Source organism: Roseisolibacter sp. H3M3-2 (genome assembly GCF_029211165.1).
GTDB lineage: Bacteria > Gemmatimonadota > Gemmatimonadetes > Gemmatimonadales > Gemmatimonadaceae > Roseisolibacter.
In genome coordinates, this window is sequence record NZ_JARGEK010000020.1 from 17,422 (window position 1) to 28,447 (window position 11,026).

12 protein-coding genes are annotated in these 11,026 nt (G+C 74.3%); 10 read left to right on the forward strand and 2 right to left on the reverse strand.

All coding sequences use genetic code 11. The features are described 5' to 3' along the window. Nucleotides 1-7 precede the first annotated feature (7 nt). The 4 genes from PYV61_RS03590 to PYV61_RS03605 all read left to right on the forward strand — a co-directional run bounded on the left by PYV61_RS03590 (nt 8) and on the right by PYV61_RS03605 (nt 3,765). Nucleotides 8-613, forward strand: coding sequence for a VTT domain-containing protein (locus PYV61_RS03590; RefSeq protein WP_275828410.1), 606 nt, complete (start codon nt 8-10; stop codon nt 611-613). Then, on the forward strand, nt 610-1,530 hold the full coding sequence (gene xerD, locus PYV61_RS03595; protein ID WP_275828412.1) for a site-specific tyrosine recombinase XerD: 921 nt from the start codon (nt 610-612) through the stop codon (nt 1,528-1,530). The genes PYV61_RS03590 and xerD overlap by 4 nt, the downstream gene beginning before the upstream one ends. A gap of 10 nt (nt 1,531-1,540) precedes the next feature. Beyond that, on the forward strand, nt 1,541-2,116 hold the full coding sequence (locus PYV61_RS03600; protein WP_275828414.1) for an aminodeoxychorismate/anthranilate synthase component II: 576 nt from the start codon (nt 1,541-1,543) through the stop codon (nt 2,114-2,116). 110 nt (nt 2,117-2,226) lie between these two features. Continuing rightward, a complete protein-coding gene (locus PYV61_RS03605; protein WP_275828416.1) occupies nt 2,227-3,765 on the forward strand; it encodes a polymer-forming cytoskeletal protein in 1,539 nt (512 codons plus the stop codon). Between the two features lie 10 nt (nt 3,766-3,775). Here the strand turns inward: PYV61_RS03605 and PYV61_RS03610 are convergent, their stop codons facing one another. Continuing rightward, on the reverse strand, nt 3,776-4,264 hold the full coding sequence (locus PYV61_RS03610) for a GNAT family N-acetyltransferase (RefSeq protein WP_275828418.1): 489 nt from the start codon (nt 4,262-4,264) through the stop codon (nt 3,776-3,778). Then, the gene (locus PYV61_RS03615) at nt 4,261-5,298 is read right to left on the reverse strand and encodes a TerC family protein (protein WP_275828420.1); all 1,038 of its coding nucleotides are present in this window, start codon (nt 5,296-5,298) and stop codon (nt 4,261-4,263) included. Before PYV61_RS03615 ends, PYV61_RS03610 begins: the two co-directional genes overlap by 4 nt. A gap of 104 nt (nt 5,299-5,402) precedes the next feature. Here PYV61_RS03615 and kdsB point away from each other — a divergent pair, with 104 nt between their 5' ends. The 6 genes from kdsB (at nt 5,403) to lptC (ending at nt 10,973) form a co-directional block, all read left to right on the forward strand. Further along, nucleotides 5,403-6,191: a 3-deoxy-manno-octulosonate cytidylyltransferase gene (kdsB, locus tag PYV61_RS03620; protein ID WP_275828422.1), complete on the forward strand. Its 789-nt coding sequence runs from the start codon at nt 5,403-5,405 to the stop codon at nt 6,189-6,191. Beyond that, nucleotides 6,188-7,891 (forward strand): CTP synthase, encoded by a 1,704-nt coding sequence (locus tag PYV61_RS03625; protein ID WP_275828424.1) that lies wholly within the window; start codon nt 6,188-6,190, stop codon nt 7,889-7,891. Before kdsB ends, PYV61_RS03625 begins: the two co-directional genes overlap by 4 nt. Continuing rightward, nucleotides 7,888-8,721: a 3-deoxy-8-phosphooctulonate synthase gene (kdsA, locus tag PYV61_RS03630; protein WP_275828426.1), complete on the forward strand. Its 834-nt coding sequence runs from the start codon at nt 7,888-7,890 to the stop codon at nt 8,719-8,721. The genes PYV61_RS03625 and kdsA overlap by 4 nt, the downstream gene beginning before the upstream one ends. Then, nucleotides 8,718-9,347 (forward strand): HAD hydrolase family protein, encoded by a 630-nt coding sequence (locus tag PYV61_RS03635; RefSeq protein ID WP_275828428.1) that lies wholly within the window; start codon nt 8,718-8,720, stop codon nt 9,345-9,347. Before kdsA ends, PYV61_RS03635 begins: the two co-directional genes overlap by 4 nt. Before the next feature lie 86 nt (nt 9,348-9,433). Next, the gene (locus PYV61_RS03640) at nt 9,434-10,351 is read left to right on the forward strand and encodes a KpsF/GutQ family sugar-phosphate isomerase (RefSeq protein ID WP_345785204.1); all 918 of its coding nucleotides are present in this window, start codon (nt 9,434-9,436) and stop codon (nt 10,349-10,351) included. Nucleotides 10,352-10,379: 28 nt separating this feature from the next. After that, nucleotides 10,380-10,973 (forward strand): LPS export ABC transporter periplasmic protein LptC, encoded by a 594-nt coding sequence (gene lptC, locus PYV61_RS03645; RefSeq protein WP_275828432.1) that lies wholly within the window; start codon nt 10,380-10,382, stop codon nt 10,971-10,973. Nucleotides 10,974-11,026 lie beyond the last annotated feature (53 nt).

The window sequence follows — 11,026 nt, forward strand, 5'->3', positions numbered from 1 at the left end:
CGGGTCCGTGCTGCAGCAGCTGCTCGCCTGGTTCGAGGGGCTCCCCCCGCTCGCGCTGTACCTCGCGCTGGCCGTGACCGCGGCGGCGGAGAACGTCTTCCCGCCGCTCCCGGCCGACACGGTCGTCGCCTTCGGCAGCTTCATCGCCGCGCGCGGCCAGGCGAGCGCCGTCGGCTCGTTCCTCGCCACGTTCGCCGGCAACATCGCGGGCGCGATGCTCATGTACTGGGTGGGCTGGCGCTACGGCGCCGAGCGCGTGCTCCGTCGCATGGGCGGGGGCGCGGTCGGGCACGCGAAGCTGGAGGCGCTGTACGGGAAGTACGGCGTCTGGGCGCTGGTGGTGAGCCGCTTCCTCCCCGGCGTGCGCGCGCTGGTCCCGCCCTTCGCGGGGGCGCTGCGGCTCGGCGCGGCGCGCGCGGCGATCGCGATGGGCGTCGCCTCCGCCGTCTGGTACGGCGCCATCACCTACTTCGCGTTCACGGCCGGCGCCAACTTCGAGGCGCTGCAGGCGAGGGTCGCGGAAGGGCAGCGCTGGCTCGGGATCGGCGCCGCCGTGCTGGTCGCGGGCGGGCTGCTGGTGTGGTGGCTGCGCCGCCGGCGGCGCGCGGCGTGAGCGCCTTCGACGTCCCGGACGAGGTCGCGCGCGCGTTCCGGCTGGAGCTGTTCCAGGACCACCTGGCGCTCGAGCGGGGCTCCGCCGACACGACGCGCGAGGCGTACGCGCGCGACGTCGCGCGCTTCGCGCTGTTCGCGCGCACCGCGGGGGCGGCCGCGCCTGCCGACGCGACGCCGCGCGCGCTCCGCGAGTTCGTCTTCCACCTCAAGGACCTGGGGCTCGCGCCGTCGTCCATCCGGCGCACCGTCAGCGCGGTCCGCACGTACTACCGCTTCCTCGTGTCGGAGGGACACGTCGCGAAGGACCCCAGCGAGCGGCTGGAGACGCCGAAGCGGTGGCGCACGCTCCCCGAGGTGCTCACGGTCGCCGAGGTCGAGCGGCTGCTCGCGTCGCCGAGCGTCGAGGAGCCGCTCGCGTTCCGCGACCGCGCGATGCTGGAGCTGGCGTACGGCGCCGGGCTGCGCGTCTCCGAGTGGATCGGGCTCCGCGTGCAGGACCTGGTGTTCGACGACCAGCTGCTGCGCGTGTTCGGCAAGGGGAGCAAGGAGCGGCTCGTGCCAATCGGGCGCTCCGCGATCGGCGCCGCGGCCGTCTACCTGCGCGAGCTGCGCCCGCGCCTGGAGAAGGGGCAGGGGAAGGGGATCCTGTTCCTGAACGCGCGCGGCGAGCCGCTGACGCGCATGGGGGCGTGGACGATCCTGCGCAAGCACGTCGAGCGCGCCGGGATCGAGAAGGCGGTGTCGCCGCACACGCTCCGGCACTCGTTCGCCACCCACCTGCTCGAGGGGGGCGCGGACCTGCGCGCGGTGCAAGAGATGCTCGGGCACGCCGACATCGCGACGACGCAGATCTACACCCACGTCGACCGGGAATTCCTGCGCAGCGTCCACCGGCAGTATCATCCGAGGCCATGATCCCCGCGACATGATCCTCGTCATCGACAACTACGACTCGTTCACCTACAACCTGGTCCAGTACCTCGGCGACCTGGGGGCGGACCCGGTGGTGCGGCGCAACGACGCCATCGACGTCGAGGCGATCGGCGCGCTGCGGCCGCGGGCGATCGTGCTCTCGCCGGGGCCCTGCACGCCGGCCGAGGCGGGGATCACCGTCCCCGTGGTGCGGCGGTGGGGAGGCGAGATCCCGATCCTCGGCGTCTGCCTCGGGCACCAGGCGATCGGCGAGGCGTACGGCGGCCGCGTGGTCCGCGCCGCCCGCGTGATGCACGGCAAGACCTCCACGATCCGGCACGACGGGACGGGGCTGTTCGCCGGCCTTCCCGACCCGCTGCCGGTGATGCGCTACCACTCGCTGGTGGTCGAGTCGGGGTCGCTGCCGGCGGAGCTGGAGGTCGTCGCGCGCGCCGAGGACGACCCGACGGAGATCCACGCCCTGCGCCACCGGACCCATCCGGTATGGGGTGTGCAATTCCACCCCGAGTCGATCCTGACCACGGGCGGGCGCGAGCTGCTCGCCAACTTCCTCCGACTCGCCACCTGACTCCGGTGCTCCGACGCGCGGTGCTGGAACGCGGGCTCACGGTCGCGCTCCTCGCCGCCCCGGGCGCGGCGGCCGCGCAGCCCCCCGCGCCGTCTCCCGCACCGGCACCGGTGCCGGTACCGGTTCCCGACCGGCCGGCGGCGCCCGGCGAGCCGGGGTTCCCGCAGCTCCCCCCCGACACCGCCGGCGCGGGAGCGCTGGCCGCGGCGCGCGCGCGCGCGCCGCGCGTCGCCGTCCGCGACGTCGGACCGGGGGAGGCCGGGCGCCGGCTGCGCGAGGCGCTGGCGCGCCCGCACCTCCTCGTGGTCGCTCCCGACACCGGGCTGACGCTCGGCCGCGCCGTCGCCGCCGACACGACGCTGATCGTCGTCGGGCCGGCCCGCGTCGCGGGGACGGTGCGCGGCGACCTGCTCGCCCTGGGCGACCTGTACCTGCGCCCCGGCGCCGTCGTCGAGGGCGACGCGGTGGCCGTGGGCGGTCGGGTGATGGAGTCGTCGCTCGCCCGCGTCGACGGCCGCATGCTCGGCTACGAGCGCGTCGGCTTCGCGGCGCTGCCGGAGGGCGACGGGACGCTGGCGCTGCGCGTGCGCGCGCTGGAGGCGGTGAACGCGGCCGCCGTGGTGCTCCCGGGGTTCCGCGGGTTCCGCCTGCCGAGCTACGACCGGATCGACGGGCTGTCGCTCACCTTCGGCCCCGAGATCCGCCTCGACACCGGCCGCGTCCGGATCGAGCCGACCGTCACCTGGCGCACCCACCTGGGCACGGTGGACCCGGGGCTGCGCGTCCAGCTCGACGCGTCGCGGCGCACGACCGTCGAGGTGGCGGCGGCACGCGGCACGTGGAGCAACGACGCCTGGATCCGCGGCGACATCATCAACAGCGCGCTCGCCCTGGGGCTCGGCTCCGACACCCGGAACTGGTACCGCGCCGACCGCGCCACGGGGCTGGTGCGCCGCCGGTGGGAGACCACCCGGCACGTCGTCGAGCCGTTCGTCGGCGCGCAGCTGGAACGCGCGTGGTCGGTGCCGCGCGACTCGGGCGCCGCGAGCGCCCCGTACTCCGTGCTGCGCCGCGACGACCCGGAGGGGATTCGCCGCTTCAACCCGGCCGTGACCGGCGGCCGCATCGCGTCGCTCCTCGCCGGCGCGCGGTGGCGCGCCGAGACCGAGACGTCCACCGGCGACGTGACGCTGCAGGTCGAGCAGGCGGTGGACGTGGCGCGCGGGTCCCCCTTCGCGCAGGCCACCTTCGACGCCGAGGTCGCGCTCCCGGGCTTCCGCGACCACCGGCTCGCCCTCTTCGCGCACGCCGTCGGGACGCTCGGCGGCACGGTGCCGTCGCAGCGGTACGCGTACGTCGGCGGCGGCGGGACCATCCCGTCGCGCTTCCTGCTCGACCAGGGGGGCGACCAGCTGGCGTGGGCGGAGACGCGCTACACGATCCCCGTGCCCGTGGTGCGCCTCCCGTTCGCCGGCGCGCCGAGCGTGACGCTGCGGCACATCGTCGGCGGGGCGGGGGTGGACCGGCTCCCCGCGCTGACGCAGAACCTCGGGCTGCGCGTGACGGTCGCGATGATCCGCGTGGACTACACCTTCGACCCGTCCGGGCGGGGGCGGCGCGACTTCTCGGTCGGTGTCGGCCTGCGCTGACGCCGGCGGGTCAGAGCGCCCGGTACATCACCAGGGCGTCCACGTACTCCCCGTCGGGACGTCGGAACGCGAGTGGGAGCCGCCCCACCTCGGCGAACCCGAGGTGTCGCCAGAGCCGCACCGCCCGCGCGTTGCTGGCGACGACGAAGTTGAACTGCATCGCCCGGAAGCCGCGGTCCCGGGCGCGGTCGAGCGAGTGCGCGCACATCGCCCGCGCCACGCCGCGGCCGGCGGCCCAGGGCGCCGTCATGTAGCCGCCGTTGGCCACGTGCGCGCCGCCGCCCGCCTGGTTGGCGCGCAGGAAGTACGTGCCCACCGCCTCGCCGTCCGCCTCGGCGACGAAGGTCTCGCGGTCGCCACCCAGCCAGTAGGCGAGCGCGTCGTCGCGCCCCATGTCGGCGGCCAGCGCGTAGGTCTCGCCGGCGCGGATCGTCGGCTCCAGGATGGCCCAGAGGGCGTCCGCGTCGGCCGCCCGCGCCGGCCGGATGACGAGGGTCACGCGTCGCGGCCGCGCCTCGGCTCCGGCGCGTCCGGGACGCCGTCGGCCACGTCCTCGATGTTGTGCGTCCCGCGCACGTGGGCGACCTCGGTGTCGTCGTCGTCGCTCGGGCGCTTGGGGAACACCAGCGAGGCCACGATCGAGATGGTCAGCAGCCCCGCGATCACGCCGAGCGAGACGCCGATCGGGATCGGGAAGCTCCCGGATACCAGCATCTTGACGCCGACGAACGACAGCACCGCCGCCAGTCCGAAGCGGAGGTAGTGGAACTTCTCGATCACGCCGGCCAGCAGGAAGAACAGCGAGCGCAGCCCCAGGATGGCGAAGACGTTCGAGGTGTAGACGATGAAGGGGTCGCGCGTCACGCCGAAGATCGCGGGGATCGAGTCGACCGCGAACACCAGGTCGGTGGTCTCGACCAGCACCAGCACCACGAAGAGCGGCGTCGCGATCCAGCGGACCGTCCCCTCGGGCCCCGTCTCGCGCACGAAGAAGTGCTGGCCACGGTAGCCCTTGGTGACGGGGGTGAAGCGCCGCACGAGGCGGAGCACCGGGTTGTGCTCCGGGTCGATCTCCTCGCCGCCCTTCACCGCCATCTTGATCCCCGTGTAGACGAGGAAGGCGCCGAAGACGTAGATGATCCAGTGGAAGCGGTGGATCAGCGCCGCGCCCGCGGCGATCATCGCGCCGCGCATGACGAGCGCCCCGATGATCCCCCAGAACAACACGCGGTGCCGCAGCTCGTCGGGGACGCGGAAGTACGAGAAGACGAGGATGAAGACGAAAAGGTTGTCGACCGACAGCGCCTCCTCGACGAGGTAGCCGGCCGCGAACTCGAGGGCGGCCTGCCTCCCCTCGGTCTGCAGGATCCAGAAGCCGAAGGCGGCGGCCATCGAGACCCACACGACGGTCCACGTCGCGGCTTCCTTCGTGGTGACCGCGTGCGCCTTGCGGTGGAAGACGCCGAGGTCGAGGGCGAGCACGCCGAGCACGAACAGGGTGAAGCCCGCCCACAGCCACCACGGATGCGACATCAGGAGTCCTCGAGTGCCGTCGCGGCGCGCGCGCGTTTGCGTTCGGCGGCGCGTCTGGCTAGGTTAAATGGCGTGAAAATTGCGTCCGCGCCCGCCCGCTCGCGATGCGCCTGCTCGCCGTGATCCCGGCGCGCCTCGGCGCGACCCGCCTGCCGCGCAAGCCGCTCCGCCTCCTCGGCGGGCGCCCGCTGGTCGTCCGGGTGTGGGAGCACGTCGCGCGGCTCGGGGTGGCCGACCGGTGCGTGGTCGCGACCGACCACCCGGACGTGGCGGCGGCCGTGCGCGACGCGGGGGGCGAGGCCGTCCTGACGCGCGACGACCACCCGTCGGGCACCGACCGCGTCGCCGAGGTGGCGCGCCTGCCCGAGTTCGCCGCCTTCGACGCGGTCGTAAATATCCAGGGGGACGAGCCGTTCGCCAGTGCAGAAGTCGTGCACGCGGCCTCATCCCTCGTCGTCGGCGGCCGCTTCCCGCTCGGCACCGTCGCCTGCCCGGCGCCCCCGGACGTCCTCGCCGCCCCCGACGCGGTGAAGGTGGTCACCACCGACGACGGGCGGGCGCTGTACTTTTCCCGGGCCCCCATCCCCTTCCTGCGCGAGGGCGGCGACGCCGGCGACCGCGCGCGCCGCGACGCGCTTGTCCGCCGCCACGTCGGGATCTACGCCTACACGCGCGACGCGCTCGAACGCTGGGTCGCCGCGCCGCCGCACCCGCTCGAACTCGTCGAGCGCCTGGAGCAGCTCCGCCCCCTGGCCGCGGGGACGCCGATCGGCGTCGCCCACGTCCCGGAGGCGCCGCCCGCCGGGATCGACACCGAGCAGGACCTCGCCGACGCCAACGCACGCTGGGCCGCCTGGGAGGCGTCCCGCCCCTCCGCCATTCCCCGTAGATGACCGCCGCCGCCCCCGCGCCCGCCCCGCCGTCCGCCGCCCCGACGAAGTACATCTTCGTGACCGGCGGCGTCGTCTCGTCCCTCGGCAAGGGGATCGCCGCCGCCTCGCTCGGCCGGCTCCTCGTGGAGCGCGGGCTGACGGTGTCCATGATGAAGTTCGACCCGTACCTGAACGTCGACCCGGGCACCATGTCGCCGTTCCAGCACGGCGAGGTGTTCGTCACCGACGACGGCGCGGAGACGGACCTCGACCTCGGCCACTACGAGCGCTTCGTGGACCGCTCGCTGTCGCAGGCGAACAACGTCACGACGGGCCGCATCTACCTGAACGTCATCAGCAAGGAGCGGCGCGGCGAGTACCTCGGCTCGACGGTGCAGGTCATCCCGCACATCACCGACGAGATCAAGGCCGCCGTCAAGCGCAACGCCCCCGGCTCCGACGTGGTGATCGTCGAGATCGGCGGCACGGTCGGCGACATCGAGTCGCTCCCGTTCCTCGAGGCGATCCGCCAGTTCCGCCACGAGGTCGGGAAGGCGAACGCGATCTTCGTCCACCTCACCCTCGTGCCGTGGATCGCCGCGGCCGGCGAGGTGAAGACGAAGCCGACGCAGCACTCCGTGCGCGAGCTCATGGAGATCGGGATCCAGCCCGACTTCCTGATCTGCCGCGCCGAGCGCCCGCTGACCGAGGACGTGAAGCGCAAGATCGCGCTCTTCTGCAACGTCGAGTTCGGGAGCGTGATCGAGAGCGTCGACGTGCCGACGATCTACCAGATCCCGCTCGCCTTCCACCAGCAGGGCTTCGACGCCCGCGTCGTGCAGCGGCTGTCGCTGACCACGCGCGAGCCCGACCTGTCGGCGTGGGACGAGCTGGTGCGCCGCGTCGTGCAGCCGCGGGCCCGCGTCCGCGTCGCCGTCGTCGGCAAGTACACCGACTACGTCGACAGCTACAAGAGCGTGCAGGAGTCGCTGATCCACGGCGGCATCGCGCACGACGTCGGCGTCGACATCGACTGGATCAGCAGCGACCGCTTCACCGACGGCGCCCGGGCGCGCGAGCTGCTCGCGCCGTACGACGGCCTGCTCGTGCCGGGGGGCTTCGGCGTCCGCGGCGTCGAGGGGATGGTCGAGGCGATCCGCGCGGCCCGCGAGACGAAGCTCCCGTACTTCGGCATCTGCCTCGGGATGCAGACGGCGATCATCGAGTTCGCGCGGAACGTGGCCGGACTCGACGACTCGCACTCGAGCGAGTTCGCCCCGGAGTGCTCGCACCCCGTCATCTCGTTGATGGAGTCGCAGCAGCACGTCACCGACATGGGCGGCACGATGCGGCTCGGCGCCTACCTGTGCCGCCTGGCGCCGGGGACGCACGCCCGCGCCGCCTACGACGCGGAGGAGGTGAGCGAGCGCCACCGCCACCGCTACGAGGTGTCGAACCGCTACCGCGACACGCTGCAGCGCCACGGGCTGCGCCTCAGCGGCCTGTCGCCCGACGGCTCGCTGGTCGAGATCGTGGAGCTGGCCGACCACCCGTGGTTCCTCGGCTGCCAGTTCCACCCCGAGCTCAAGTCGCGGCCGACGCGCCCGCACCCGCTGTTCGCCGGGTTCGTCGGCGCGGCGACGCGGCACGCGGCCGGGCGCCATCCGGCCGCGGCCAACGGCACGGCGCCGCACGCCGCCCTGGAGCCGCAGCGCGCATGACGGCGCTCTTCCCGCGCAACGCGCTCTTCCTCATCGCCGGCCCCTGCCAGCTCGAGGACGACGACCTGAACCTGCGCGTCGCCGAGCGGCTGGCGCGGCTCGCCGAGCGCGTCCCCGGCGGCATCGTGTTCAAGGCGAGCTTCGACAAGGCCAACCGCTCCAATCCCGGCGCGATGCGCGGCCCCGGCATCGAGCGCGGGCTGGAGGCGCTGGCGCTGGTGCGCCGCGAGTCCGGGCTGCCGGTGCTGACCGACGTGCACCTGCCGGAGCAGTGCGCGCCGGTCGCGGAGGCCGTCGACGCGCTGCAGATCCCGGCATTCCTCTGCCGCCAGACCGACCTGCTGGAGGCGGCGGGTGCCACGGGCCGCCCGGTGAACGTGAAGAAGGGGCAGTGGATGCACCCCGACGGGATGCGCGGGGCGGTGCAGAAGGTGCGGCGCGCCTCGCGCGGCGTCGAGCGGCTGTCGCCGCCGCCAGGCGACCAGGTGGCGGTGACCGAGCGCGGCACCTTCTTCGGCTACGGCGACCTGGTCGTCGACATGCGCGGCTTCACCCGGCTGCGCGAGGCGTGCGACGCGCCGGTGATCTTCGACGCCACGCACTCGGTGCAGCAGCCGGGGCGGGGCGAGGGCGGGGCGAGCGGGGGGCTGCGCGAGTACATCCCGACGCTCGCCGCGGCCGCCGTGGCCGCGGGCGCCGACGGGCTGTTCATGGAGACGCACCCGGACCCCGACCACGCGCCCAGCGACGGCCCGAACATGATCCCGCTCGACCAGCTCGACGCGCTGGTCGCGCGCATGGTCCGGCTGTGGGAGGCGGCGCGCGCATGAGCGAGACCAACGGCGCCCGCCCCACGCTCGACGCCGATCGCGCGCGCCGCGTGCGCTGGGTCGGCCTCGACGTCGACGGCGTGCTCACCGACGGCGGGATCTACCTCGGCGACGTGGCCGGCGCCCGGCACGAGTTCAAGCGCTACGACATCCAGGACGGCCTCGGCATCCTGATGATGCGCATGGCCGGCATCCACGTCGCGATCGTCACCGGCCGCGTCTCCGAGAGCGTGCGGCTGCGCGCCGAGGAGCTGTCGGTCGACGACCTCGTGCAGGACCCGAAGGCGCGCAAGCTGCCGGCGCTCAAGCGCATCGCGGCGGCGCGCGGCATCACGCTCGACGACATGGCGTTCCTCGGCGACGACCTCCCCGACGTCGGCGTGCTGCGCGCGGTCGGCCTCCCGGTGGCCGTCGGCAACGCGACCGACGACGCGCGGGCGGCAGCGGCCCGGGGGCTGCAGCTCACGCGCCGCGGCGGCGCGGGCGCGGTGCGCGAGTTCGCCGAGGTGCTCCTGCGGGCGCGCGGCCAGTGGGCGGAGGTCGTCGAGCGGTACATCGCCATCGCGTCGGCCGACGTGGCAGAGGACGTGGCGCTGCACCAGGATCCGGCGGGGACGCGCGCGTGAGCGACGCCGCCCTCGCCGCGGCGCCCGACACGCGCGCCGAGCTGACGCCCGACGAGATCGTCGAGCGCGGGCGGCGCGTGCTGCGCATGGAGCGCGATGCGCTCGCCGAGGTCGAGTCGCGCCTCGACGCCGCGTTCGCGCGCGCGGTGGCGCTGGTCCGCGCGTCGTCCGGGCGCGTGATCGTGACGGGCGTCGGCAAGTCGGGGCTGATCGGGCGGAAGATCGCGGCGACGCTGACGTCGACCGGCACGCCGGCCACCTTTCTCCACCCGGTGGAGAGCGTCCACGGCGACCTCGGGATCGTCGGGCCGGCGGACGTCGTCATCCTGCTGTCCAAGAGCGGGGAGACCGCGGAGCTGCTGCTCCTGCTGGAGGCGCTCGAGCGGTTCGGGGTGCACACGATCGCGATCACGAGCAACGTGCACTCGTCGCTCGCGCGGCACGCCGACGTCGCGCTCGACGCCTGGGTGCGCGAGGAGGCGTGCCCGCACGACCTCGCGCCGACCACCAGCACGACGGCGGCGCTTGCGCTCGGCGACGCGCTGGCGGTCGCGCTGCTCGAGGCGAACGGCTTCCGGCGCGAGGACTTCGCGCGGCTGCACCCGGGCGGCTCGCTCGGCCGCCGGCTGCTGACGCGGGTCGCCGACGTCATGGAGACGCACGACCTGCCCGTGCTCCCCCCCGACGAGACGATCCGCCGGGCGGTCGTCGCGCTCGCCGAGCGGCGCGGGATCGTCGTCGTCGCCGAGGAGGGGCGCGTCACCGGGGTGTTCACCGCGGGCGACCTGACGCGGCTCATGGAGCGCGAGGGCGACCCGTTCGCCGCGCGGCTCGGGGACGTGATGGTCCGCGCCCCCAAGACCGCCGCCGCCGAGGAACTCGGCAGCGCCGTGGTGTACCGGATGGAGCGCCACGGCATCATGGCCATGCCCGTCGTCGACGGGGCGCAGGCGCTCGTCGGCGTGGTGCACCTTCACGATCTCATGCGCGCGGGCGCCGCCTGACCGGCGGCCCGCGCGTTCCCACATGTCCGTGTCCCGACTCTCGCTCCGTCGTCCCCTCGCCCTCGCGGGGCTCGCCGCCGCCGCGCTCTCGGCCTGCGGCGGCGGCAAGGCGCCCACGCTGCCGGCCAACAAGAACGCGCTCCCCGACTCCGCCGACCAGGTGATGTTCGGGCTGCGGCACTACCTCTGGAACGGCGGGCTGCGCCGGGCGCAGCTGCGCGCCGACACGGCGTTCTTCTACGACGAGATGAACCGCATGGAGCTGCGCAACATGCGGACGACCTTCTACAGCGCCAGCGGCGACTCGAACGCGGTGATGCTGGCCGCGCGCGGCACCTACGACGTCCGCACGCAGAAGCTCGAGGGGCGCGGCGACGTGCAGATCACGACCACCGACGGCTGCAAGCTCACGTCGCCGCAGCTGGCCTACGAGCGGCTGGCCAACCAGGTCACGAGCGACACGAGCTTCGTGTTCACCGAGCCGGGGCGTACGCTGTCCGGGATCGGCCTCCGGACCGACCCGCAGCTCCGCAACCTCCAGGTGTTCCGCAACGCGAGCGGCGCCTCGTCCACGCGGGGCGGCGGGACGCGCGGGTGCGGCGGCGCCCGCCGCGCGCGCTGATGCGCGCACGCGGGCTGGCGCTGGCGGGACTCGCGGCGGCGACGCTGCTCGGC

Bases quoted from the DNA above. Each gene is read 5' to 3' on its own strand.
- PYV61_RS03600 (WP_275828414.1), top strand. From the start codon at position 1,541: ATGATCCTCGTCATCGACAACTACGACTCGTTCACCTACAACCTGGTC.
- PYV61_RS03615 (WP_275828420.1), bottom strand. From the start codon at position 5,298: ATGTCGCATCCGTGGTGGCTGTGGGCGGGCTTCACCCTGTTCGTGCTC.
- kdsB (WP_275828422.1), top strand. From the start codon at position 5,403: ATGCGCCTGCTCGCCGTGATCCCGGCGCGCCTCGGCGCGACCCGCCTG.
- PYV61_RS03625 (WP_275828424.1), top strand. From the start codon at position 6,188: ATGACCGCCGCCGCCCCCGCGCCCGCCCCGCCGTCCGCCGCCCCGACG.
- kdsA (WP_275828426.1), top strand. From the start codon at position 7,888: ATGACGGCGCTCTTCCCGCGCAACGCGCTCTTCCTCATCGCCGGCCCC.
- PYV61_RS03635 (WP_275828428.1), top strand. From the start codon at position 8,718: ATGAGCGAGACCAACGGCGCCCGCCCCACGCTCGACGCCGATCGCGCG.
- PYV61_RS03640 (WP_345785204.1), top strand. From the start codon at position 9,434: ATGGAGCGCGATGCGCTCGCCGAGGTCGAGTCGCGCCTCGACGCCGCG.